We start from the raw sequence: 24,939 nt of genomic DNA, 5'->3' as shown, positions 1-24,939 counted from the left end.
GCTCAGGATTTTTATTAGATAAATTATTATACTATACGAGGGGCTATCGCAGTGATCGCAGCCATAACCTGTGCGGTGGTCCGTGTGAAGCGAGGAGTGCGGTCCTGGTCGGCCTCGCCACGCTCTCGTGCTGTCGTCATGGGCACTGTGTCGAACACAGATTCCTGTCCCACATGTGGAGGTTTGAGAATGGCGTACGTCATCGCCCAGAACTGCTGTAACGATGCTTCGTGCATCCCGGTGTGTCCGGTGAACTGCATCCATCCGACTCCCGATGAGCCCGACTTCGCGACAGCCGAGATGCTCTACATCGACCCGGACGGCTGCATCGACTGTGGCGCCTGCTTCGATGCATGTCCGGTCTCGGCGATCCATCCCGACTACGAGCTGCCGGCCGAACAGAGCGTCTTCGGAGAGTGGAACGGCCGCTACTTCGACGGTGGCGCGGTCACGTACTCGGCCGTGCCTTCGTCTCCTCCTCGACGTTCCGCCGATGCGGCCAACGGGCCGTTGGCCGTCGCGATCGTCGGCTCAGGTCCATCGGGCTTCTATGCGGCCACAGAGCTCCTTGGTGTCCGCTCGCTGGACGTGAGCGTCGACATGTTCGAACGCCTCCCCGTGCCGGGAGGCCTGGTCCGGTTCGGCGTCGCCCCCGATCATCAGGACACCAAGGGGGTGTTCAGGTCGTTCGCGTCCACCCTGGCCCACAAGAACTTCCGATTCTTCGGGAACACCGAGATCGGTCGGGACATCTCCCACGAGGAGCTTGCTGCGCGCTACCACGCCGTCATCTACGCGGTCGGTGCGTCGTCGGACCGGCGGCTGAACATTCCCGGGGAGGACCTTTCCGGCAGCCACTCCGCGACCGAGTTCGTGGCCTGGTACAACGGCCACCCCGAGTACCGGGACGCCGACTTCGACCTCGGCGTAGAACGCGCAGTGATCATCGGCAACGGCAACGTGGCTATGGACGTCGCCCGTATCCTGCTCAGTGACATCGACCGACTGCGGACCACCGACATCGCCGATCACGCCCTCGAGAGGCTCAAGGCCTCCAAGGTCCGTGAGGTTGTCCTCGTCGGACGACGCGGCCCCAGCGAGGCCGCCTTCTCCGCCCCCGAGCTGTTCGGGCTGGGCAGTCTCGAGTGCGCCTCGGTGCGCATCGCCAGCCCTGAGCACTACCCGAGTGCGATCCAGTCCGGGGCGGGGTCCGGTCGGATGACGGAGGCGAAGCTGCGCCTCCTCGATGACCTCCATGCCCGTCCTGAGGAGCATGACAAGGTCGTCCGGATGGCCTTCCTGCGGTCGCCGCTCGAAGTGCTCGGCACTGACTGCGTCACCGGGATCCGCCTGTCCCACAACGCCTTGGTCGTCGACGACAACGGCTCGGTCCGGGCTGTGGCGAGCGACGAGGTCGAGGAGATCGAGTGCGGGCTCGTGTTCCGTGCCGTCGGCTATCGCGGCGTTCCCATGGACTCGGTTCCGTTCGACGACGAGCGCGGTGTGCTGCCCAATGTTGGAGGACGGATTGTGGAGTCCGCCGGTGGGCCGGTCCGGACGGGTCTCTACACGGTCGGCTGGGTCAAGCGCGGCCCCTCCGGAGTGATCGGCTCCAACAAGGTCTGTGCCGCAGAGACGGTCGACGCCCTGCTGGCGGACTTCGCTGCCGGACGCCTGACGCGCACCTCCGAGGTTGACGTGGCTGACGAGCTGTCGGGAGTCGTCGACAAGGCCGGCTGGCGCGCGATCGACACTCACGAGCGCAACCTGGGCAAGGAGAGCTCTCGGCCCCGGGTCAAGCTCACCAGTGTCGAGGAGATGCTTGCCGCCGGCGGGGTTCTGACCGCTGATCTCTGAGGGACGCTGGTGACCGCGCACTGCGTGAACGGGGTCTTCGGTGCCGGAGATCGGACCGTCACGACTCGGTGGTTCGTCGGATGAGTGTCCGGGTACCCCGGTCCGTCCACTTCATCGATGGATTGTCCGCTTTCGCTGGGATACCGCTGTACGACTCACGGAGTCTCACGACGGAAGCTGACCGTGTCGAGGAGAAAGCCGGTCCGAAGCCGTCTTCTACCGTGGGTCGCGCACAGCCATAGGGCGGGCCGCCCAGTCACGGTGCGCCTCGCGGCGCGATCGGCATGGCTTGCCTCAGAGCTCGGGTCAGGTGAACAGACTGATGGAGTGGACGCTCTGCTCGCGACTAAACAGATACTGCGTCTCGTTCTCCATGTGTGAACGCCAGTGGTTCTCTGCGCCGTCCGCATCACGGGCCTCGACCAGGTCCACGAGCTTGGTGTAGGACTTCAAGCTCCGCCGGCAGCGCCGCGTGAACTCCTGCTCGGTCACATCCGAGGAAATGACCTGTGCCAGGTGGGCGTCGATGATGTCGGCCAGGACTGCTGCCTGGACAGCCAGCGTCTTGTTGCCGCATCGGTGCATGATCATCTCGTGGAAGCGGTACGACGCCCGAGACCAGATGACACGGTCCGGCGTCGCCTCGAGACCTGTCTCCCCGAGCTTACGGAAACGTTCCACCTGCGCACGGAGGTCCTCGACGTCCTTCTTGCTCCGCCGCCTGGCGAGAAGTCGCGCGCAGGCGGGTTCGGTGACTAGCCGCGCTTCGTAGACGTCCTGGAGGGTCGCACCCTGGAGCTGCAGCAGCAGGCCAACGTGGCGAGCTGCGACCTTGGGGTCAGGTTCCAGCACCCGAGCGCCCCCACCAGCGCCGCGGCGTACCCCGATCAGGGACTCCGCCTCGAGGATGCGGAAGGCCTCGCGGAGCGTGGGCCGGGAGACCCCGAACTGCTCCATGAGGTTGCTCTCGGGAGGCAGAATCTCTCCGGCCTTCAGTTCTCCGCGCACGATCTGCCGGCGCAGGTTCGTGGCGATCAGCTCGGCGGTCTTCGGTGCGCGCATCAGCGTGCCCACCCGATGCATGGGAGTGGGGCGCTCGAACTGGAAGTCCATCATGTGAATGTTACTCGTCTGTTAGATACCGGGTGTCTTCCGGTGTGGCGCGTACCGGATGGTCGGTACGGCGTGTCTCGCTGGTCGGGATCCTGCGTTGTCGCGGTCCACCACCACTGCGATATTCGTCTCGGCGTGAGTCCGGCCAGCCGACGGGAGAGCACATGGCACACGAGATTACACATGGTTGGTGCCCGGACCGGGGACAAATGTTCTTGCCCCCAGCAGGTGACCGGCGGTGACGAGAGCCGCCCTGACGGAGGCTGCCATCGCCGGCGCGCAGCTGCAGAATGCCTACGCCCTGGCCGTCGACACCCGCGACTGGGCCTACTTCGCGACGTTGTTCACGCCGGAGGTGCTCGCCACCTACCCGAACCGTGAGTACGACGGCATGAACGACTGGCTCTCGCACTTCATCCCGTTCCACGACGAGTGCACATGGACACTGCACGTGATGAGCAACAACGTCGTCGGAGCTGACGGCCACGGGCTCTGGGCGGCTTGTCACGGTGCCGTGCAGTGGTGTCACAGCAGCCAGCCGGGGGAGATCAACCGTGCCTCGGTGCACTACCGGGATCGGCTGGTCAACCAGGACGGCCGGTGGTTGATCGGCAGGCGCAGGCTCGACCTGCTGATGATCGAGCGTGACCAGCTGCCGTCCAGGGTCTCCCTGCCGAACTCGTTGACTGAGCTTGTCGATCGGTCCTGACGCGGCGCTTCGTTCAGAAGCAGCCCCGCCTTGAACCCCCGTGAGAGGACCCTCCAGTGAGAGCATGGCAGTACCCCGGCGGTCAGCAGCCCATCACGATGAACGAGGTCGACGAGCCCGTCCCGGGTCCGACCCAGGTGATCATCGACGTCAAGGCGGCGGGCCTGTGCCACTCCGACATTCTCTACATGGAGAAGGGTGACGGTGTGATGCCCTTCCTGCCGATGACCCAGGGGCACGAGAACGCCGGTGTCATCTCTGCCATCGGATCCGAGGTGGAGTGCTTCCAGATCGGCGACGTCGTCGGCGTCAACTCTGGAGGAATCCAGCCGCCGCTGGGCATGTTCACCCCCGGCGGCTTCGCCGACAAGCTCGCCGCTGACTACCGCGACCTGGCGCGAGTGCCCGATGGGCTCGACATCTGCTTGGCGGCGCTGGCCACCGACGCGGGTATGACCAGCTACCACGCCATCATCAAGGAGGGTGGCGCGCGGGCCGGGATGAAGGTCGGCGTCATCGGGTTCGGTGGTCTGGGTCAGATCGGTGCCCGGGCCGCCGTGCTCGCGGGTGCTGAGGTCCACGTCGCGGAGATGAAGGAGGAGGTCTGGCCCCTGGCCCTGGAAGCCGGTGTCGCCGCTTGCGTCAAGGACGCCGACGAGTGGGTCGCAGGCGGTGGGTGGGGCGATGACTCGGGATTCGACCTGATTGTCGACTACGCCGGCTTCGACACCACGCAGAAGGCCCTCAACGCCGTCAAACGTGGTGGCACCGTGGTGCAGGTCGGGTTGGGGTCGCCGACCTGCACGATCATCACGCCGACGATCCTCGGCAAGCGCATCATCGGTTCGCTCGCTGGCACGGTCGCCGACATCGAGGAGGTCTTCGACCTGATGCACAAGGGCGAGATCGCCCCTGTGTACGAGGAGATCTCGTTCGACGCCATCGGTGAGGGCTTGGATCGTCTCAAGGCCAACCAGGTCATCGGGCGCCTTGTTGCGCGGTTCGGAGACTGACATCGCCAGCCGCTCAACAGCGTCATCCTCGAACCCGCTGCCCGACTCTGACCACAAACCGGACCAGCAGCGTTTCCCGGCTCCGTCGTGAGCTGCCGCCCGCCAGGCGACAGTGGGCGTCGACGCCCTCGAACCGCTGGACCTGCCGTGCGTTCGGACTGACCCGGACCCACCGGCTCTTTTCGCGGGTCGGTGGATTGCGTTTATCAGCGACCGTGGCTGTGCTGTGGGCACGGCGAATTCGCCTGGCGTGATCCAGGCGTCCACGTTCGGAGTTCGGGTCGGGCTGTGCGGCGATGCGGGCGAGCCGGGTCGGTGTGCCGGTGGGACGTGGGTGGCGGTGAACAGTGCTGTGAATGGGTCCGTCCAGGGTCAGTGTGATGGCAGGTGCACGGTGGTGCGGCGACCGAAACGGGCGGTGCGCGCGGCGATGGCGACCAGGTGCCGTCGGATCGTTGCGGTACGGGCTTTGGCGTGGAACGGTTCCCGGGGCCCTGCCCCCGGTTCGTGGACACGGGATGTGATTACGCGGCGGTTGGCAGCGTTGCGGTGTGGGCGGTATCGAAGGCGATCGGGGATCGGTAGCGGGCACCAGGTCTGGCGTCTTCGGTGTTGTAGCGGTCCGCCAGCGGAGGACCTGGCGGCGGGGTGTGAGCTCGTCGGGCCAGTAGGCAGCGTCTTGGAGAACTCGTGCTCGAGGCCGATCATCCAACCGACGACCTCTCGGGACATCACACCAGCCTCTCCCGTACTGCTGAGCGGGACCCGTACTGCTGAGCGAGATCGAAATTCGACAGGAGTGCAAGGTCATCGCACGCTAACCGCAATCCTCGTATCTACGAACGGATCACCGATGACAGAGCGCAGTCTTTTGTTCCTCTACGGCAACTCCCTCGGAGACCAGGAGGAGGCTTACCATGCATGGCACGAACAGCACGTCCGTGAGATGGTCCTTCTGCCTGACGTGCAGAGCGCGCAGCGCTTCACCGCGTTGAACCCGGACTTCGCCACGGCCTTCCCGCCACCTCCTGCTCCATATCTCGCGATCTACCGATCTCGTTCATCCGAGCGCAGGACGTCTCGAACACAGTACTGTTCCTGGCATCCGACGAGTCACGCTTCCTCACTGGATGCAGATGCACGTGGACGCCGGCGCAACGCTGCCCACGACATCGATCGGTATTCCGCAATGAACGCTCGCGGCGGCGTTGCACCCTGGAGAGCAGCCCCGGGCCAGCTGGCAGATCGCCGCGGGTCATGTTCACACAACGCATGCTGGAATCCGGCTGGCCACAGGAGTATTGATGAGTAAGCAGCCTGTTTCCGCCAAGACGAGCGTCGGCTACCGTAAGAGAACCCCCGTCGTCCTGGTTCAGGTGACCGACGATCCGGAGGTGAACGAAACCTTCAAGCGCGTACTCGAGCGCGGGGCGCCGACAGTTCCCAACATTCATCGAACGATCGCAAATAGTCCATCTGTGTCTGCACGTTTCGCAGACTTGACTAATGCCCTTCGCTTTCACACGGAAATCAAACCTGCCGATCGGGAGCTTGCGATCCTTTGCGTGCTAGAGAGGCACCGCGGCGACTATGAACTGAAGAAGCATCGGCCTTACGGCCGGATGCTCGGCCTGACGGCAGATCAGGTGGCAAACGTCTGCAATCCAAACGGTGCAGAATACTATGATGATCGTCAGCGAGAGATACTTCGTTTTGCGGAGCGGTTCGCTGCGGACCCGAGCGAGGTCGATACTTTGCCGGCGGATAATATCGAGAAGTACCTGAACAACCGAGAGCGGATTGAACTCGCAATGACGCTTGCCCTGTACATGGGAGTCGCTCATTTCACGAGTGTGTTGGACGTTCCTGACGACTGATGATCAAAGCGCCGACTGGCTTGCTGTCGAATAGGTCTTCGAGATAAGAGCGCTGACCCTCTTCGTTTGTCCATCTCAATCTTCTCGGTCGATCAGCCGTTGTGGCTGAACTCGATCCTGACGCCGAGCGTCACGACGATCCTGGTCGGCCTGACGCTGGTCACGATTCCGGCGTTCATGCGGTTCGCTCGCGCAAACACCATCTCGTGGTCGTTCCGCGAGTTCATCCGTGCTGCATAGAATCTCGGCACCGGACACAAGAGGATCCTGCTGAAGGAGATCGTCCCGAACGTGGTGGCGACGCTCGGAGCCTTCTTCCCGATCGTCATCGCGACGCTCATCGTGGGGGAGGGCTCGCTGAGCTTCTTCGGCTTGGGAATTCCTCCGCCGCAGCCGAGCTGGGGCGGGATGATCAGCGAGGGCAAGGCCGCGATCGCCACGGCGCCGCACATGGTGCTGGTCCCGGCGACCGTCATCTTCTTCACGGTGTTCGCACTCAACCAGATCGGTGACCACCTCCGCTTGCGGTTCGACCGCACCCTGCAGGACGGACCGGTCACTCGGAACCAATGAAAGGTATGGACATGTCCATAAGGAAGCGTGCGCTGGTGGCGTTGGGTGCTGTGGCAGTGCTCTTCGTCAGCGCCTGTGGAAGCAGTGTCGCCGATTCCGCGGAGGCGGCGGGGGTTGCCGGTCCGTCCGGTGATCCGGTGTCCGGAGGCACTCTTCAGGCGATCCAGCTCACGGAGCCGCGGACGTTGGACCCGGCGGTGAACTCGAATTACTGGTCGAACTCTCCGTTGCTGTTCAACGCCCTGTACGGAACGTTGATGATCGGGAACGAGGCGACCGGAGAGATCGAGTACAAGATTGCCGAGAGCTTCTCGTCCGACGACAAGGGAAAGACCTTCACCCTGGTGCTGCGTGACGGGGTCGAGTTCTCCGACGGCACCCCTCTGAACGCGGAAGCGGTGAAGATCGCGTGGGACCACGTGAAGGATCCGGCAACAGCCTCAGGCGACATCGCGCATGCTCAGATGATCGAGGCCACCGAGGTTGTGGACGCGCGGACGCTGAAGGTCACTCTCGTCGATCCGGTACCGAGCTTCCCTCAGGCGGTTCTGCAGACCTCGCTGAACTGGATCGCCTCGCCCGCGACATTGGCCGCCGATAAGTCGGTACGCGATTCCAACCCGATCGGGGCCGGGCCCTTCACGCTCGAGCGGTGGTCGCGTCAGGACGTGATCGTGTTGACGAAGAACGAGAACTACTACGACGCGCCGCGTCCGTACCTGGACAAGCTCGAGATCCGTACGATGGGTGACCCGGATCAGCGCTACAACACCGTTCTCAGTGGTGGTGCGGATCTTGCCACCGAGAACCGGTGGCAGAACCTGGACAAGGCCTCGGCCGCTGCACTGCAGAGCTCGGTCCTTCCGCTCAACGGTGGTGTGGGCCTGGTGTTGAACATGCAGAAGGCTCCGTTCGACGATCCGCGTGCTCGGCAGGCACTGTCGATGGCGTTGAACATCGAGACGCTCAATTCGGCGGTGTACGAGGGTACGGGGCAGGTTCCGACGACTCTGTTCCAAGAGTCCTCTCCGTTTTTCAAGGACATTCCGCTCGCTGAGTACAACCCCGAGAAGGCGCAGGCGCTGTTCGACGAACTGGCCGCCGAGGGCAAGCCGCTGAACTTCACGATGTTGCTGTTCGCGAACATCAAGGACGTCGGCGAAGCGGTCCAAACCCAGCTGAGCACCTTCTCCAACGTCGAGGCCAACGTCAAGATCCTCGATGCGGCCGACTACGGAAGGGTCATGTATCAGAGGGACTACGAGGTCGTCTCCAACGCTGTCATCTTCGGTGAACCCGAGCCGCGGATGTGGATCGGCCTCCACAGCACGTCGAGTGCCAACTACAGCGGCATCAACGATGCCGAGCTCGACGCGGCGCTGGACAAGGGCCGCACGTCCGAGGACGATGCCGAGCGTGATGCCGCCTACGAGGTGGTGCAGGAGCGGCTCGTCGAGCTCAACCCGACCGTCTTCTACACCCGTGGCGCGGCGGGCGTGATCGCCGGCGCCACTGTCGGTGGAGTCCAGCAGTACGGACTCGGGTCCATGTTCCCCGACAACCTGTGGATCCAGCACTAGGCACCGGCTCGCCAGGTGACGAGGCCGTTCTCGCCGATGAAGGTAACGGGAAGACGAGTGAACCCCCTCTCCTGCACGTCCGGAATCTGCACACCCACATCGGTTCCGCACGTGGTGTCGTGCGGGCAGTCGACGACGTGTCCTTCGACGTCGCTGTGTCGGAGGCGCTGGGCGTGGTGGGTGAATCCGGATCCGGGAAGTCGGTGATGGCGCGGTCCATCACGGGCTTGATGCCGACTCATTCCGCGCAGGCCGGCGAGGTCTACTTCCAGGGTCGAGATCAGCTCACGCTCAAGCAGAAAGAGCGCGAGGGATCTGGGGCAAGCAGATCGCGAGGGTGTTCCAGGAACCGAGGCGATCCCTCAACCCTGTCGTGCGCATCGATCGGCAGCTGACCGAGGGATGAGACGCCACCTCGGCGTCTCATCGCCCGAGTCGCGAACCCGTGCACTGAACCTGCTCGAAGGAGGTCGGCGTTCCCGATCCGGAACGGCGACTGCGCAACTATCCACACGAGTTGTCGGGAGCTATGCGGCAGCGTTCGGGTCTACCGGCCATGCCATCTGGCGGAAGGCATTTGAAGCGCCGAATGCTCTGCACGGGGCTCTCGGGGCCGACGTGGTCCCAGCACATGCCGGTTGCTCCCATCGAACGCTCCAGACCATGACGCTCACAGGCCTGGGTCGTGACCTCCGCGGGTGTAGTGACTGCCGCGGTCCGAGTGGACAATCGTGCCGGTCACATCGCCGCCACACGCGCTGACGGTCATCTCCAGTGCCTCGATGACCAACTCGGCTCGCATGTGGTCAGCCACCGACCAGCCGAGGACCTCTACTTCCAGATCGGCACGGCGCTGCACTGCTCGTTCAATCGTGTTCGTGCACTTCGCCCTTGGTGCTTGTAGAAGCCGGACGGTGCCACGCCGAGATGGCGTGCCATCAGCGGGCAGTTCTCGTGGCCGCCGACAGTGTCATAAGTCGAGGGTGGTGTCCTGCTCAGCGGAACGTGCGCCCGCGGTTCCTGTTTCAGCCCTTAGAATCGTGAGGAACGTCATAGCAGTGACCATCGGCGGAGCAGTGACCATCGGCGGACTCGTCACCACGCGTTCACCACACCTCCTGAGTCAACGATGAGAAGTGCGCGACGGCGGACAAGCAGCCACTTCCCAGAGGATCTCGGCGCTTCCGTTAGCCCCATTGTCGACTCGCAACATCCGTGAGAGGGCAGTGTCGCCCTCTCCTAGCCGCTGAAGGAAAATCAATGACGGACATCGCGTATTTCGCCGCGCATTATTTCGACCCGCCAGTTGACCTCTCACGACAGATCGCTGAGAGTTCCAAGGTCGCCCGTACGCACGGCTTGGGAGTGTGACGTGAACAGTATGCCCACGCGTTCCGGACGGTCACTCGCGGCGCTGGCTGTCGCAGGCCTCCTCGCCTTTGCGGTAACAGCATGCGGCGGCAGTAGCTCCGCCGATTCCTCAGGACCGGGCGAGATCGACAGGGATGCCACCTTGACTCTGGGGGCCCCCAACCGAACGTCGGTCGCTTTCAATCCGCTGCGATACATTGGACCGAACTACGGGATGTGGAACAGCTTCCTGTACGACGCCATGATCCACGACGCCCCGGACGGCGGCCTGGAGCCTGGCCTGGCCGAGTCGTGGTCGTACCCCGATGCCTCAACGATGAGGATCACCCTTCGGCCCGACCTGAAGTTCCAGGACGGCACGGCGCTGAATGCTGAGGCGGTCAAGTACAACTGGGACCGGGTCATCAAGACGCCCGCCGGAGTGGGACCCGGCCAGGTGCTGAAGGACGTGGCCACCGCGGCGATGGAGTCCGTGACGGTCGAAGATCCTCGAACCGTGGCGGTGCACTTCAGCAAGCCCGACCTGCTGGGAATCTTCCTCGGTCAGCTGCGTGGCGGCCCGTCCTTTGTTCTGTCTCTCGCATCGCCGAAGGCACTGGAGGGCGGAGACGAGGCGTACGAGAAGAACCCGGTCGGAGCAGGTCCGTACAAGTTCGTCGAAATGTCCAACGAGTCGGTGACGCTGGAACGCTGGGACGGGTACTGGAATCCGGACCAGCAGCTGGCGGCGAAGGTCAAGGTTGCGTTCGTCCCGGTGGACGGCGCGCAGCAGGTCAATGCTGTGGCCAGCGGCAAGGTGGACGCGGTCGGTTCGAGCGTGGCGGTCGCCGACAGTGCCAAGGCCGCAGGCGCGCAGGTCGCATTCGTCCCGCCGGTCACGGAGATGCCCATGTACAGCTATCTGTGCGCGACCAAGGCTCCGTTCGACAAGCTCGAGGCGCGGCAGGCGCTCGAGTATGCCATCGACCGTGAGCAGTTCGTCCAGCCGGCGTTCTCCGGCTACGGGAGCGCGTCTGACAAGGTGACGGCGAAGGCGTTCAAGTTCGCTCCGACGGTTGAGAGCTCTTACAGCTATGACCCAGCCAAGGCGAAGAAGCTTCTGACCGATGCCGGCCTGGTTGGATCGAAGGTCAACATCCTCGTCGATCCGGATTCCTCACGGACCGCTGCCGCCCAGGTGCTGCAGACGCAGCTGAACGCGGTTGGTTTCAGTGCGGAGGTCAAGGTGGTCGAGAGCGCATTTGCGGCTATTCGAAGCACGCCCTGGAACTTGGTCGTCAACAGTGGACCAAATGTGCTTGGCACGTTGAGCACCTATCTGCTGCCTGGCGGAGGTGGCAACGCCTGCAACAACAACTTCCCGCAGTTCAATGATGCGCTCGGCTACCTGCTGAGTAACCCGGGAGCGCCCGACGCCGAGCAGCAGGAGGGTTGGAACAACCTGCAGAAGGCAATCTGGGATGAAGCAGCGCTGCTCAGCATTGGCGAGCCCGACCAGGTCGTTTTGCACGACGAGAAGGTTGGTGGCGTCGTGGGGGACATTGCGGATGGCTACATGTACGACCTGCTCTCGGTCTACGTGAAGAAGTAGGGAATCTCGCCTCATTGCCTGGCGAGCAGCGACCTGTTCGTTCTCGCCAGGCAGTGCCGTCGACGGCGACGACGTCGTCGGCGACGCGATGATCGACCGGCTCGTCCACCACGCCGAAGTCATCGCCTTGGGGGCCAGCGTGATTACCGACCGGCTCGCAGAGTCCGGCTGGCCTACGTCGAGGCCGTGACCGACTCCGTTCATGCGCTGACCCAGTTGTTGACCAGCCGCCCTCGAGGCAGCCCGAACCGGAGGTGGAACTTGTCTGATATGGCTACGGATTACCGGTCCTGTTGGAGACTCACATGATTTCGTTCATTATTCGTCGCACGGCAGTGATGGTTCCGATCATGCTGATCGACTCATTCCTCATTTTTCTGCTGGTGTCCGCTGTGCCAGGTGACAGGGCGCGCGTGCTTGCCGGAACGCCGGATGCAACCGCAGAACAGCTCCAGCAGATCCGCATCGAGCACCACCTCGACGAGTCTGTCTTCGTGCAGTATTGGTACTGGCTCGTCGATGTTCTGAAGTTGGATTTCGGGTGGTCACGTACAACCAATACGACGGTCGCGCAAGAAATCTCGGAGCGGCTGCCGATCACGGCCGCGATTGTTCTTGCGACCGTCGTCATCGCGCTTGTGGTCGCAGTGCCCATCGGAATCGTTTCAGGCATTCGTCCAGGGCACGCCCTCGACAATCTCGGTCGGCTGAACGCGACCATCGGGCTTGCGGTCCCCAGCTTCGTCGTGGCGATCCTTGGCGTCTACTACTTCGGAGTCAAGTTGAAATGGCTGCCGATCGTCGGCTACGTGTCGCTCACTGAGTCCCCTTCTGAATGGTTGCAGCATGTCATCCTCCCGGCCATCGCGCTCGGCGGTGCCCTTGCCGCCTATGTCATACGACAACTACGTGCAGGAATGATCGATACGCTCGACTCGAGCTACGTTCGCGCTGCTTGGGCCCGCGGCGGGCGACCACGGCGGGTCATCGGTCTGCACGCCTTGAAGAACGCGTCGCTGCCGACGGTGACGGTTCTGGGTTTCGCCATTGCGGCGATTCTCGGAGGGTCCGCCATTATCGAGGAAATTTTCGACATTCCGGGTCTTGGCTCGTACATCGTGGCCTCGGTCGTGGCTCTGGACGTTCCGCCCATTCTGGCTGTGACCATGTTGCTGGTGCTGATCCAGCTTGTTACTTCGTTGCTGCTTGACATCTCGTATGGCTGGCTGAACCCGAAGATCCGGGTCTCGTGAACACGATCGCAAGTTCTTTGAAAGGGACATGGGTGGGTCGATGAGCCAAGGCACCGGAAGTAGAACACAGCGTGCGATGCGCCGTTTCGCCCGCAACTACGTGGCGATGGCAGCTGCCGTATACCTGTTGGTAACCGTCGTCTTGACGGCGATTGCTGGGCTCATCACCCCCAGCCCCTCCGAGACGGTCGGCGCGCCGTACGAGCCACCGTCGTCAGAGCACTGGCTGGGGACAGATAACCTCGGACGAGATGAACTGAGCCGACTGCTGCACGGTGGGCAGATCTCGCTGGGCGTCAGCGTGCTTGTTGTCGTCGCCGTCGTCTTGCTGGCGATACCGTTGGGATTGACCGCCGGCTATTTCGGTGGCCGGACGGACTCCATCATGATGCGAGTGGCCGATGCCGTCTCCGGCTTCCCCTCACTGGTGCTCATGATCGTCCTCGCCGGTATCCTGCAGCCCGGCGCGCGAAGCACGATCATCGCGCTGACTGTCGTGGTGACACCCACCATGGTGAGGCTGGTACGGGCACAGGCCATGGCCGTGCGGGCGGAGACCTACGTCGAAGCGTCCCGCGGGATCGGTACGCCCAACTGGCGAATCCTTTTCAAGCGAGTACTGCCCGGTGTGTCGTCACCCGTCATCGTCCAGGCAACGATTCTTCTGGGTACGGCGATGCTCGCCGAGGCGTCCTTGAGCTTCCTCGGGTTGGGTACGCAACTGCCGACTCCCAGTTGGGGGAACATGTTGCGCGACGCCTATTCGACGTCCATCTACTCGCATCCCGAGCTCGTGGCCATACCCGGAATCGCGATTGCTCTCACGATCCTCGCGTTCAACCTGGTCGGCGATGGTTTGCGGGACGCGTTCGGGACGGCTCGCCAAGGGCCGAAGGGACGCAGCCAACGCCGCGGTATCACGACGGTCGATCGTGGAGGCCGCCCAGTGGAACCTGTCGCTCCGGCGTCGGCGGCCGATGTCGGCGACGATCTGCTCAGGATCGAGAATCTCAGCGTCGAGTTCGCCGGCAGTGACAGGGCCCTGAAGGTCCTGGACGGCTTCAATCTCACGATCCGATCTGGTGAGATGCATTGCATCGTGGGGGAAAGCGGTTGCGGAAAGAGCGTGACCTGCTTGTCCATTCTGCGGCTGCTTGAATCGCCACCGGCGCGGATCACCAGCGGCCGCATCATGTTTGAAGGCCAAGACCTCCTGTCCTTGTCGCTACGTGAGATGCGTGCCATCCGGGGCAGTTCGATCTCGATGATCTTCCAGGATCCGATGACGTCGCTCAATCCTGCGATGACCATCGGGGCTCACTTGATCGAGGCGCAGCGCAACCATGGGCCGGTCAGTAAGGACGTGGCGCGCAAGCGCGCCATCGAGATGCTCGAGCTCGTCGAGGTTCCTGACCCCACGCGACGGCTCAAGCAGTTTCCGCACGAGTTGTCCGGCGGCTTGCGACAGCGCGTCATGATCGCGGCTGCATTGATCAACCGGCCGAAGCTTCTTCTGGCGGACGAACCGACGACAGCGCTCGACGTCACCGTGCAGGCACAGATCCTCGAGATCTTGAAGTCCCTGCAGAAGGAACTCGATATGGCCGTCGTGTTCGTCACCCACGATCTGGGCGTGGTCGCGGACATTGCTGACCGAGTGACCGTGATGTACGCCGGCCAGGTGGTGGAGCAGGCCGAGGTTCATGACCTGTTCGCGGCACCGCAGCATCCATACACCAGGGGCCTTATCGAGTCCTCGCCCCGAGACGACGTCGACGCCCAGGAGCGTCTCACGGTGATTCCCGGTTCGGTGCCGACACCGGATCAGTATCCCGCCGGTTGCCGGTTCGCCGCTCGCTGTGGCCACGCCACTGAGGAGTGCTCGGCGGCGCCCGTCGAGCTCGACCTGATCACACCGGCGTCCAGTGTGCGGTGCATCCATGCCGACGAAACGACACTTGTGCTTTCCAGGAGGCTGTGACGATGACCATTGGGGGCCACACCTCAGAAATTGACATGCCGGCGGTGGCGGATACGCCAGTCGCGGCGCGGCTGACCGACGTCGTCAAGACCTACCAGTTGCGCCATACCTCTCTCTTCGGGCCACGTCCCACCCTCCAGGCGGTGGCGGGAGTCAACCTGACAATCGGCCGCGGCGAATCTGTCGGGCTCGTGGGGGAGTCGGGCTCGGGCAAGAGCACCGTCGCCCGGCTTCTCATGCGACTGGTGCCTGCCACGGCTGGGAAGATCGAGGTCGGTGGTCAAGACATCACCAATCTGCGCGGGGAGGCTTTGCGCACTGTGCGCCGCCGCGTGCAGATGGTCTTTCAGGACCCGTACTCCTCGTTGGACCCGACCTCAACCATTGGCGATTCGATCGCCGAGCCGTTGGTCAATCATTTCAAGGACATGAGCGCCAACGACCGGAATCGTCGAGTGCGGGAGCTGCTCGAGCACGTCAACCTCAGCGCGAGGCACCTCGAGCGGTACCCGTTCGAAATGTCGGGCGGACAGCTGCAGCGGGCTGCGATCGCGCGCGCGATCTCGGTGAAGCCGGAGCTGCTGGTGCTCGACGAGCCGGTGAGCGCGCTGGACGTCTCCACCCAGTCACAGGTGCTGAACCTGTTGAAGGACCTCCAGGAACAGGATGGACTGTCCTACCTGTTCATCTCCCACGACCTGTCGATCGTCCGCTACATCAGCCAGCGGATCGCGGTGATGTATCTCGGGCGCATCGTCGAAACCGGTCCAGTGCAGCGCATCTATGGCCAGGCCTTGCATCCCTATACGCGAAGCCTGCTATCAGCGGTGCCAGTGCCGGACCCTGCGAGGCAACGAAGCGCCAAGCGGCAGGTCCTCAAGGGGGACATCCCATCACCGACGTCCCCACCGAGCGGTTGCCGGTTCCGCACCCGGTGCCCGGTCGCCATGCCGGTCTGCTCGGTGGAAGACCCACCGCCGTACACACTCCCGGACGGTGGCGGAGTCTCGTTCTGCCACCTCAACCACCCGTCACCCGACGGCCACCGCCCAGCCTGAACGGTGTGCTCGTAGCGGCGACGGCCCAGTACCGAACCGCCGCCATTGCGAAAGGTAGTGACCGAGCACCTTGCGCGGCTCCAAGAGCTGCTCGGAGCGCAACTGACGATGATGTGGTGAGCGAATGGCGTCCCACAGCGCGGCCACACTCAGGCGTTGGGTTGTTTGGCGGCCTTTCACGCAGTGGACGATGCGGGCATGACTCGAAGGCAACCATCAATCCGACAACCGAAAGAGACTCACACGTTGGATCGTCGAGTGAACGCGCGCGAGGTCCTCGACTTCCCACGCCGCTGACTCGGCACCGCACGACGAACAGCAAGCCGGCGGCTTCATGGCGCCCAGCAGGCGTCGACTGCTGGGCGCCATGAACGTTCCGCGACGCCCTTTCGAGAGAGGCAGAACAGATGGAGTTGGCAGGCAAGGTCGCGGTGATGACCGGCTCGGGGAACGGCATCGGGGAGGCGATCGCGAAGCGGTTCGCCGCAGGCGGCGCCACGGTGGTGGTCACCGATGTCGAGGCGGAGCAGGTGGCACGGGTGTCGGCGGAGATCGGCACCTTGGGGATCGCCGCTGACATGACGGTCGAGGCAGATGTCCAGCGAGTCGCTGCCCAGGCTCTGGAGGAGTTCGGCCGGATCGATATCTGGCACTCGAACGCCGGGGTGGCCGGGCCACGCCAGGCTGCTGACCTCCAGGACGAGCGACTGTGGCAGATGATGTGGCAGTTGCACGTCATGTCCCACGTCTACGCTGCCCGCGCCGTCCTTCCTTCGATGCTCGAGCGGGGAGACGGTTACCTGATCGCCACCTCGAGCAGCACGGGACTGTCCATGCAGTTGGAGAAGGTCGCATACACGGTGACCAAGCACGGGTCCGTGGCGCTCTCGGAGTGGCTGGCGGCGACTTATCGGAGCCGGGGCATCAAGGTCTCGTGCTTCTGCCCTGGAGCGATGCAGACTCGCATGTTCGCGGCAAACGGCTTCGGACCGGGCAGCCCGGCGTTCGACAATGCGCTGACCCCTGAGCAGGTGGCTGAGATCATCGCCGAGGGAGTCCGCAAGGAGAAGTTCCTGATCCTCACGAATCCGGGTGATGAGAAGGCCTTGAGCGACCGGGTGGAGGACTACGACCTCTGGCTCGACGGGGTGGCGACGACGTTTGCCTCCCGGGTCGGCCCGACGGCTGGCTGAGGCACCCGTCCTGGTTCTCCCGGGGCGGGCGCCTCGTGCTTCGTCGGCCCGTCGGGGGTGCCGGATCGCGGTTGATCTGCGGCGTGACCCTGCGGACGGCGTCGGCGCTTTCGCTGCGGCGGAGCTCGACCGCAAGCTGAAGTGAACACCGCGGTGCTGCGCAGGGCAGGGACGCCGCTTCATCGCAGTCATCCTCGACCGACTCCTCGGATACCAGGCCTTCATCCCGGGACTTGGGGGCGATTCTGAGGGCGCTCGCTGAAATTCCCCACCCGTGTGGCACCGCCAACGAGGGCGGGTCTCCTTCGAAGCCGATGGTTTCCGGCCACGCATCGGCTATCGAAGGAGACCCGCTTTCTCATGCGCGACATGGGAGAACGATGTGGAAGTACATGCCCTGGGTTGGGCGATCTCGGTGATCGCCCGACACACCGGGAGACATCCGGGTTCAGCGAGGCGTTGAGCATGCGGTGCTGAGCCAACGCTTCGGTCGCGGCCTTGGCGAAGAACGGCAGGAACGACAGTTTGATGCCGGTCCGCGTGTGGAAGGCGTCCTTGTGCACCGCCCGCAGGGCCGCGATCGCGGTGACGTCGACTTCCACCACCGACGTCAATTGCGCTGCAACCTGGAGTGATTCGACCATCCTTCGGGCAATCGTCCGCCGGACCCGGGGAGTGTTTCCATCACAATGCCGTCCGAATCGGGACCGTGCGGTGCAGCGACCGGGGTGGGGTGGGGCACTGCTGCGGCAGGGGTGTCGGATCCGCGGGCGGTGCCGGTACGGAAGGGACAGGGGGTACGTTCACAGATTCGGTACCGGCTTCGGCGATGCCGGCCAGGTCGCACCGACGGCGACGATATCGTTTTCCTCGGCCAGGATGCGTTGCAGGACATCGGTTACCGGAGAAGGGATTTCGGTGTCGACCTTGTCGGTGGCGGCCTCGAGCAGGGACTATTCGACGGTGATGAGGTCACCGGGTTGTTTGAGCCAGCGGGTGACCGTGCCCTCGTCGACGCTCTCTCCGAGGTCCGGCATGTGCACGATGGTTCCGGTGAGTTGTTCGGTGCTCATGATGATCTTTGTTCCTGGGGGAGTGGGGGCCACGGGAGCCGGTCAGGGGAGGATGTCGAGCGCGGCGGTGACGATGCTGTCGGTGTCGATGCCGTGATAGCGGTAGACATCGTCGAGGGAGCCGACCTGCCCGAAGCGAGAGACCCCAAGTTGGGTGCTGTGCACTCGGTTGATTCCGGCAAGGAAGGCCAGGGTGTGCGGGTGGCCGTCGAGGACGGTGACCATCGGCTTCGCGCGGTCGGTGGGGAAGAGTTGATCGAGGATCCAGCTCTCACCGGAACCGCGGCCCTGGCGGGTCTGCCAGGCCTCGAACAGCAGACCGGGGCTGGTGATGCACAGTACGTCGGCGTTCACCCCGGAGGTCTCCAGTCGGTCCGCGGCAGCGAGCGCCTCGGTGATCATTGCGCCCATCGCTGCGATCGTCACCTGGGCGTTGTCGCGGCGCCGGATCGGATAACCACCGGCGATGACCTGTCGGCGGCGCCGCTCGCGGGCGGCCGGATCCGTCGGGACCGCGGCGAGGGACTGATCGACCGGACGGGTGGACAGACGCAGATATGCGGAGGTGCCGTCCGGGCGGCCGAGCCGAGCGAGGGAGGCCAGCAGGGTCCATTCGACGTCGATCGCGAAGGCCGGTTCGTAGCTGACACAGCCGGGTTGCTCGAGCCCGATGGAGGGGGTTTTGATTGACTGGTGGGCGCCGCCTTCGGCGGCGAGGGTGACCCCGGATGGGGTGCCGACGAGGATGGACTGCCCACCAGCGTAGATGCCGTAGGACCACGGTTCGAGAGCACGTTCGACGAAGGGATCGTAGAGCACACCGATCGGCAGCAGAGGCTGGCCCCAGCGGCTCCAGGTGGCGCCGAGTTCGCCTATCAGTCCGACCAGGTTGGTTTCGGCGATGCCCAGTTCCATGTGTTGGCCGGTGGGTCGTTCGTTCCAGTGCATGATCGTCTCAGAGTCGTCGGCGAACCAGTTGTGCCGCTCGGCCGAGGACCACACTCCGACCTTGTTGACCCAGCCACCGAGGTTGGTGGTGGAGCTGACGTCGGGGCTGACGGTAACCACCCGCTGGGCAGCCTCGGGGGATTCCCGGGTCAGATCCAGCAGCACCCGACCGAGTGCGGCCTGGGTGGTGGCGGTGCCCTTCGGGGTCCGACCGATATCGGTGGGAAGTGTCAGTTCTGGCAGTGAAGGGACTGGTTCGCGGCGCAGTCGCTCGGAGGTGGACCGGCACAGCTGACCCGCTGGACTGTCGTCGGCGAATCGACCCCACGGATTCTGGGCATCCATCTCGAGGGCCGTGGCGAGGTGGGCGTATTCATCCACGGTCAGCAAAGCCGAGTGGTTCTGCGGGTGGCCTTCGGTGGGCAGTCCGTAGCCTTTGATGGTGTAGGCGATGATCACCGTGGGGCGGGTGTCGTCGATCTGTCGGTACGCCTCCGAGAGGGCTTGCAGATCGTGGCCGCCGAGATTGCGGACCGCCGCGGTCAGTGTCGCATCGTCCAGCGTGGCGACAAGTTCGGTGATCTGTGGGCTACTGGGACCGGTCCCGGGCAGCCGGTCACGAACCTCGGCGGCGGTGCAGCGCAGCAGTCGCTGGTATTCCGGATTCGGCATCTCCAGGATGCGGATACGCAGCGCGTCGCCGCCGGGGCGGGCGAACAGTGATTCGAGTAGCCGCCCGAACGTGACGGTGATGACCTGCCAACCCGCTGCGTCGAACATTTTCTCCAGGCGGCGGGCGGCGATATTGGGTACCACCCGATCCAGCGACTGGCGATTCAGGTCGACGATCCACACCACCTCGCCGAGATCGGCGATTCCCGGATCGAGGATGGCCTCCCACACTGCTCCCTCATCGAGTTCGGCGTCGCCGACCAACGAGTACTGCCGGCCGCGGCCGGTGTCGCCGAGATGGGTGTCGACGTAGCGGCGGGCCATCGCACCCCAGATCGGGGCGGTGGCGCCGATGCCGACCGAGCCGGTGGAGTAGTCGACCGTGTCCGGGTCCTTCGACCGGCTCGGGTACGACTGGAGGCCGCCGAATTCGCGCAGGGTGGTCAGGTACTTCTCGTCGAGTTCGCCGAGCAGGTAGTTGATGCTGTGCAGCACCGGTGAGGCGTGGGGTTTGACCGACACGCGGTCCCCGGGGCGCAGATGCTCGAACCACAGTGCGGTCATGATCGAGACCATCGACGCGCAGGATGATTGGTGGCCACCGACTTTCAGGCCGGTAGGGTTCGTCCGGACCCGGTTCGCGTGGTGGATCATCGAGGTCGACAGCCACAGCACCCGTTGCCGAATCGACTCGAGGCCAGCGAGATCATCGGACATCTCGGTGAGGCCGGTCAGGTGGGTCACGGAGTCGAGGGACGCAGGCTGGGACATCGGAATTCTCCTTCGAGGACAGAACACGGAACCGGGCAGGGACACTGCAGTAGGTGCCGGAAGAGCCGGCTCAGCCGACGACGGGTCGGACGCGGCCGAGCGGCGAAGGGATGGGAACGCCAACCGGATTGTGTCAGTGGAGGCTTCCCAGACTTGCGGGGGTGCGGTCAGTTCATCAGCAGGTCGCTGTGTGCGCAATACTGATGTCGAAGATTGAGCATTGTGCACCCCGCTGGCGGGTGTGAACGAAAGCGGGGTTGGCACTTTGCCCAGTACACACCGAGCCGACCGGATCGACGCTCGAATCATGACCGCTCTGTCCGACGACCCACGCGCCACCGTGATGGCCATAGCCGAGCGAACAGGTTTGTCCCGCAACACTGTTCAGGCGCGGTTGAGAAGGCTGGACGAGGCCGGGGCGCTGCGCTCGTTCGAAACTCGGATCGACCCGGCGATTCTCGGTTATCCGCTGCAGGCCTATGTGCTCACCAATGTCACGCAGCGCAGGCTCGACCGGGTCGGGGCCGCGCTCGACGCGATACCCGAAGTCCTCGAAGTGCACGGCCTCAGCGGCGTCGCCGACCTGCTCGTCCACGTCGCAGCCAAAGACGCGGACGATCTGTATCGCATCGCCGGGGACATCCTGAACATCAAAGGTGTCAAACGCACTACGACGGCGTTGGTGATGCGGGAGATGGTGGACTATCGAATGCGTCCATTGCTCGACGGGCTGACGCGGCAGGCACGCGACGAGTAGCACCTGCGATGACGCCGGGTTCTACGTCCTATCCATCGCGACGTCGTTCGGTGCCTCGTTTTCTTCCGCGCCCGGCGGCCTTGCTCGCCTTGTCCTGCTCAGGCAACAGAAGCTCGATGGATTGGTCGACTCCCATCGTGGGATCCAATTCTGCCGCTCCTTGCACCCCCCTGCGCGTGGTGACCAAGGCGCCGGCGACGCGGCGCGTACTGCCGAAGCGGCGAAACGGTTCCCAGCCCTTCGACACATTCGACGCCAGGACTATCCAAACTGGTGCTGCTCGAGAACCCCGGCAAGGGCGGCACCATCAACCACCTCGGAGTCGAGGTCGAATCGTCGGAGAAAGTGCACGCCGAGATCGCCCGCCTGACCGGTGAGGGGCTGTTCACCGACGAGGAGATCGGCACCACCTGTTGCTTCGCCACCCAGGACAAGGTGTGGGTCACCGGCCCGGCAGGGGAGAAGTGGGAGGTCTACACCGTCCTCGCCGACTCGGAGACCTTCGGATCGAGCCCGCAGCACCCGGGCGAACGGCAGGGCGCGGAGGACGCGGTGTGCTGCGGCACCGCCGCCGCGGGCGAGAAGGCGACCGCCGAAACGTCCTGCTGCTGAACATCGCAACACCCGTGTCTCGGCCGCCCCACCGGGGCGGCCGACACTTGTCTTCATGTCCCGAGACGGCGGCGACGATGTTCACTGGGTAGCCAGCGCCGGCCCACTCTCGAAGGATGACACCTGCGATGTTGTCGAGGTTACGCAGCTCGTCGGCGGTTGTGATGTCGTCGCGGGAACCGTGAGCAAGTCCCTCAGTGCCGTAACTCCCACGGGTTCGGCGGCGAGCATGGGCAGGACCGCATACCGCTGTGTGTGCTCGGCGGTGATGGTGGCCAGTTCGGTGGCCTCCGCGCTCGCGCGACACCGCAACAGCGGGGAGGACGGTGCCGCGGCGGCGAGGGAGTTGTTGACCACCCACGCCCACGGGTGGATGCCGGCGCGTTCGAGGTCGGCCTGCAGGCCGGCGGCTTCGAGGCGCGGGGTGGTTTCGGCGAGGGTGACCAGGACGACCTTGGTCTCGTCGGGGTTCTGCAGCCGCATCAACGGGGTGGTGAAGTTCGAGTTCTCGCCCATCTGCCGGGCGATCTCGCGGTGGTAGGAACCGGTGGCGTCGAGCAGCAGCAGGGTGTGCCCGGTGGGGGCGGTGTCGACGACGACGAACTTGCGCCGCGATTCGTGAATGACTCGTGAGAAGGCCTGGAAGACGGCAACCTCCTCGGTGCACGGCGATTTCAGGTCCTCGGCGAGATTCGCGCGGCCCTGCTCGTCGAGGGCCGCGCCCTTGGTCTTCAGGACGCGTGAGCGGTACTGCTCGGTCGCCTCGGACGGGTCGATGCGTGAGACCTCGAGGTTGTCGATGTTGCCGGCGAGGGTCTCGGTCAGGTGTGCGGCGGGATCGGTGGTGGTCAGGTGTACCTGATGGCCGCGCTCGGCCAGAGCCACGGCGATCGCGGCGGCGATGGTGGTCTTGCCGACGCCGCCCTTGCCCATGCACATGATCAGGCCGTGGTCGTCGACGGCGAGTTTGTCGACCAGCCGCAACAGCGGTGCATCGGAAACGTCGAGCCCGGCCGGACCAGATCCTGATGATTGGTCTTCTGCGGCGGTTGTCGAGGTGAACAAAGAGTCGAGGGCGTCGATGCCGACCATGTTCGTTGGCTTGAGCTCGACTTCGTCGATCGGCAGGGTCCGCAGGTCCTCCGGGAGGCTGTCGAGGAGTGCCTGTTCGCGCCGGTGGATCGCGGTTCCGAGGGCGTCGCACCCGTCCGGTGCCGGGAGGAGTCCGTTGACGACGACGTACTGGTGGGCCAGTCCGATGTCGGCGAGTTCGGTGTGGGTGCGGGCGATTTCCGCGATCGGTGCCCGCTGCGCGCGGGTCACCAGCACCAGGCGGGTGCGGTCGGGGTCGGCGAGGGCGCCGACGGCGTCGGCGTAGATGCTGCGTTGCTTGTCGAGGCCGGCGAGCGGGCCGAGGCACGAGGCGTCGCCCTTGCCGTCGTCGAGGAACTCGGTCCACGATCCGGGGAGCTGGAGCAGTCGGATGGTGTGGCCGGTCGGGGCCGTGTCGAACAGGACGTGGTCGAATCCGTCGGTGACACCGTCGGTGTCGGTGAGCAGGGCGGTGAACTCGTTGAACGAGGCGATCTCGGTGGTGCACGAACCGGAGAGCTGTTCGGTGATCGAGGCGATCTCGGCGTCGGGCAGCAGCCCGCGGACCGGCCCGACGATCCGTTCCCGGTAGGCGTCGGCGGCCTGCTGCGGGTCGATCTCGAGCGCGGACAGTCCGGGCACGGCCGGCACCGCGGTGATGGTGTTGCCGATGCTCAGCCTGAACACCTGCCCGACGTTCGAGGCCGGGTCGGTGGACACGAGCAGCACCTTTTTGCCGGCGCGGGCGAGGCTGATCGCCGACGCGCATGCGATGGAGGTCTTCCCGACCCCGCCCTTACCGGTGAAGAACAGGAAGCGGGGCGGGTTGTCGAGAAACTTCATGTGGAGCAGCCCTTCTCAGCAGCAGGTCGAGTTCGTGTCGTCGGCGCAGCAGGATCCGGTGTCGGTGGTGTCGGTCAATCCGAGCATCGTTGTCCCCGTGGGTGCGGCCGCAGCGGGTGCGGGGGCGTCGAGGGCGGCCCACTTCGCGAGCTGGGCCCGGTCCGGGTAGCGGCCGGTGATCGCGGTGACACCGTCGACGAGGACCAGCGGAAGCCCCTCCGAGCCCGAGAGTTTCAGGAACGCGGCGACCGGTTCACGCTGCGCGAAGGCCAGCGGCTCACTGGCCAGGTTGAATCGGGCGATCTCGCCGCCCTGGGAGCGGACCCAGTCCATGTCGGCGGAGAACGTCACCAACGCCTGGTCGACGTCGTCACCGCAGACGCCGGTGTTGCAGCACAGGGCGGGTTCGAAAACTTCGATGGTGCTCAACGGATCTCCTGCTGGTGTTGGGTGAGTCGGGTGGCGAGGTCGGTGACGCGGGCGGCGATGTCGTCGCGCACGAGACGCATCCGCTCGATGCCGTCGACACCGCGGTCGGACGGCTCAATGGTGTCCCAGTTCTCGAATGCGGTGCCCGGCACCTCGTCGACGTGGGCTTCACGACCGAGGGTGACCACGACGTCGACATCGCGAACAAGTTGCGGATCAAACGGTTTCGGGGTTCCGTCGGTGATGTCGACGCCGACCTCGAGCAGGACCTCGGCCGAGAGGGCGTTGACCGCGGTACCGGGTGCGGTGCCGGCGGAGTACACGGTGACGGTGTCACCCGCGGCGGCGCGCATCAGACCGGCCGCCATCTGGGACTTGCCGCCGTTCTTCACACACACGAACAGCACGGACGGGGTGCTCATCGAAGAAAGGTCCTCACTTCACAGCGACGGGGGTGGTGGTGACCGGGGAGCCGGCTGCCTCGACGGTGTTGGCGGAGATGTCGCCGCGCTCGGCGAGCCAGCGCTCCGCGTCGATCGCGGCCGACGCTCCGGTGCCCGCCGCCGTGATCGC

General features: G+C 64.6%; 19 protein-coding genes and 4 pseudogenes. 16 read left to right on the top strand and 7 right to left on the bottom strand.

The annotated features are described in order from the left end of the window. Positions 1-138 precede the first annotated feature (138 nt). Positions 139-1,857, top strand: coding sequence for an FAD-dependent oxidoreductase (locus tag ACFYVR_RS23635; RefSeq protein ID WP_387477779.1), 1,719 nt, complete (start codon positions 139-141; stop codon positions 1,855-1,857). A 306-nt stretch (positions 1,858-2,163) separates the two neighbouring features. Here ACFYVR_RS23635 and ACFYVR_RS23630 read toward each other — a convergent pair whose 3' ends face one another. Continuing rightward, the gene (locus ACFYVR_RS23630; protein ID WP_387477777.1) at positions 2,164-2,970 is read right to left on the bottom strand and encodes a FadR/GntR family transcriptional regulator; all 807 of its coding nucleotides are present in this window, start codon (positions 2,968-2,970) and stop codon (positions 2,164-2,166) included. Positions 2,971-3,208: 238 nt separating this feature from the next. Between ACFYVR_RS23630 and ACFYVR_RS23625 the strand changes: the two genes are divergently transcribed. The 13 genes and pseudogenes from ACFYVR_RS23625 (at position 3,209) to ACFYVR_RS23565 (ending at position 17,169) form a co-directional block, all read left to right on the top strand. After that, positions 3,209-3,679: a nuclear transport factor 2 family protein gene (locus ACFYVR_RS23625; RefSeq protein ID WP_387477775.1), complete on the top strand. Its 471-nt coding sequence runs from the start codon at positions 3,209-3,211 to the stop codon at positions 3,677-3,679. A 56-nt stretch (positions 3,680-3,735) separates the two neighbouring features. After that, complete coding sequence (locus tag ACFYVR_RS23620; protein WP_387477773.1) at positions 3,736-4,692, top strand: zinc-binding dehydrogenase; 957 nt, start codon at positions 3,736-3,738, stop codon at positions 4,690-4,692. A 1,304-nt stretch (positions 4,693-5,996) separates the two neighbouring features. Beyond that, positions 5,997-6,569, top strand: coding sequence for a carboxymuconolactone decarboxylase family protein (locus ACFYVR_RS23615; protein ID WP_387477771.1), 573 nt, complete (start codon positions 5,997-5,999; stop codon positions 6,567-6,569). Between the two features lie 66 nt (positions 6,570-6,635). After that, positions 6,636-6,809 carry a hypothetical protein gene (locus ACFYVR_RS23610; RefSeq protein ID WP_387477769.1) on the top strand — a complete coding sequence of 58 codons (174 nt, stop codon included), beginning with the start codon at positions 6,636-6,638 and terminating at the stop codon, positions 6,807-6,809. 15 nt (positions 6,810-6,824) lie between these two features. Then, a pseudogene (locus ACFYVR_RS23605) lies at positions 6,825-7,142 on the top strand (ABC transporter permease subunit); the annotation flags it as partial. 11 nt (positions 7,143-7,153) lie between these two features. Then, on the top strand, positions 7,154-8,722 hold the full coding sequence (locus ACFYVR_RS23600) for an ABC transporter substrate-binding protein (RefSeq protein ID WP_387477766.1): 1,569 nt from the start codon (positions 7,154-7,156) through the stop codon (positions 8,720-8,722). After that, entirely contained in the window at positions 8,707-9,117 is a 411-nt protein-coding gene (locus tag ACFYVR_RS23595) for an ATP-binding cassette domain-containing protein (RefSeq protein ID WP_387477763.1), read from the top strand. Before ACFYVR_RS23600 ends, ACFYVR_RS23595 begins: the two co-directional genes overlap by 16 nt. 986 nt (positions 9,118-10,103) lie before the next feature. Then, a complete protein-coding gene (locus ACFYVR_RS23590; protein ID WP_387477880.1) occupies positions 10,104-11,684 on the top strand; it encodes an ABC transporter substrate-binding protein in 1,581 nt (526 codons plus the stop codon). A 58-nt stretch (positions 11,685-11,742) separates the two neighbouring features. After that, positions 11,743-11,814 (top strand): annotated as a pseudogene (locus tag ACFYVR_RS23585) (hypothetical protein); the annotation flags it as partial. Positions 11,815-11,989: 175 nt separating this feature from the next. Continuing rightward, on the top strand, positions 11,990-12,937 hold the full coding sequence (locus ACFYVR_RS23580) for an ABC transporter permease (RefSeq protein ID WP_387477761.1): 948 nt from the start codon (positions 11,990-11,992) through the stop codon (positions 12,935-12,937). 40 nt (positions 12,938-12,977) lie between these two features. Next, positions 12,978-14,918 carry a dipeptide/oligopeptide/nickel ABC transporter permease/ATP-binding protein gene (locus tag ACFYVR_RS23575; protein ID WP_387477759.1) on the top strand — a complete coding sequence of 647 codons (1,941 nt, stop codon included), beginning with the start codon at positions 12,978-12,980 and terminating at the stop codon, positions 14,916-14,918. Between the two features lie 2 nt (positions 14,919-14,920). Beyond that, positions 14,921-15,976: an ABC transporter ATP-binding protein gene (locus ACFYVR_RS23570; RefSeq protein ID WP_387477878.1), complete on the top strand. Its 1,056-nt coding sequence runs from the start codon at positions 14,921-14,923 to the stop codon at positions 15,974-15,976. A 407-nt stretch (positions 15,977-16,383) separates the two neighbouring features. Continuing rightward, positions 16,384-17,169, top strand: coding sequence for an SDR family oxidoreductase (locus ACFYVR_RS23565; RefSeq protein ID WP_387477757.1), 786 nt, complete (start codon positions 16,384-16,386; stop codon positions 17,167-17,169). Between the two features lie 497 nt (positions 17,170-17,666). Here the strand turns inward: ACFYVR_RS23565 and ACFYVR_RS23560 are convergent. From ACFYVR_RS23560 to ACFYVR_RS23550, 3 genes and pseudogenes are all read right to left on the bottom strand, one after another. Continuing rightward, a pseudogene (locus ACFYVR_RS23560) lies at positions 17,667-17,813 on the bottom strand (2-oxo acid dehydrogenase subunit E2); the annotation flags it as partial. A gap of 309 nt (positions 17,814-18,122) precedes the next feature. Continuing rightward, positions 18,123-18,242: a biotin/lipoyl-containing protein gene (locus tag ACFYVR_RS23555; protein WP_387477755.1), complete on the bottom strand. Its 120-nt coding sequence runs from the start codon at positions 18,240-18,242 to the stop codon at positions 18,123-18,125. 42 nt (positions 18,243-18,284) lie between these two features. Then, positions 18,285-20,579: a pyruvate dehydrogenase gene (locus tag ACFYVR_RS23550; protein ID WP_387477876.1), complete on the bottom strand. Its 2,295-nt coding sequence runs from the start codon at positions 20,577-20,579 to the stop codon at positions 18,285-18,287. 319 nt (positions 20,580-20,898) lie between these two features. On the opposite strand from ACFYVR_RS23550, the gene ACFYVR_RS23545 reads away from it, so the two are divergent. Both ACFYVR_RS23545 and ACFYVR_RS23540 read left to right on the top strand, forming a co-directional pair. After that, positions 20,899-21,390 carry an Lrp/AsnC family transcriptional regulator gene (locus tag ACFYVR_RS23545; protein WP_387477874.1) on the top strand — a complete coding sequence of 164 codons (492 nt, stop codon included), beginning with the start codon at positions 20,899-20,901 and terminating at the stop codon, positions 21,388-21,390. Positions 21,391-21,651: 261 nt separating this feature from the next. Next, positions 21,652-22,002 (top strand): annotated as a pseudogene (locus ACFYVR_RS23540) (ArsI/CadI family heavy metal resistance metalloenzyme); the annotation flags it as partial. An 81-nt stretch (positions 22,003-22,083) separates the two neighbouring features. Here ACFYVR_RS23540 and arsA read toward each other — a convergent pair. Genes arsA through ACFYVR_RS23525 form a run of 3 tightly spaced genes read right to left on the bottom strand, consistent with a single transcriptional unit; the run spans position 22,084 to position 24,788 of the window. After that, on the bottom strand, positions 22,084-23,937 hold the full coding sequence (gene arsA / locus ACFYVR_RS23535; RefSeq protein WP_387477752.1) for an arsenical pump-driving ATPase: 1,854 nt from the start codon (positions 23,935-23,937) through the stop codon (positions 22,084-22,086). A gap of 15 nt (positions 23,938-23,952) precedes the next feature. After that, positions 23,953-24,366 (bottom strand): arsenite efflux transporter metallochaperone ArsD, encoded by a 414-nt coding sequence (gene arsD, locus ACFYVR_RS23530; protein ID WP_387477749.1) that lies wholly within the window; start codon positions 24,364-24,366, stop codon positions 23,953-23,955. Beyond that, on the bottom strand, positions 24,363-24,788 hold the full coding sequence (locus ACFYVR_RS23525; protein ID WP_387477746.1) for a low molecular weight phosphatase family protein: 426 nt from the start codon (positions 24,786-24,788) through the stop codon (positions 24,363-24,365). Before ACFYVR_RS23525 ends, arsD begins: the two co-directional genes overlap by 4 nt. Positions 24,789-24,939: the final 151 nt, after the last annotated feature.

Source organism: Rhodococcus sp. NPDC003318 (assembly GCF_042879035.1).
Classification (GTDB): Bacteria; Actinomycetota; Actinomycetes; order Mycobacteriales; family Mycobacteriaceae; genus Rhodococcus_G.
The sequence above is the reverse complement of the archived record's forward strand: the minus strand, read 5'-3'. Positions and strand labels throughout refer to the sequence as shown.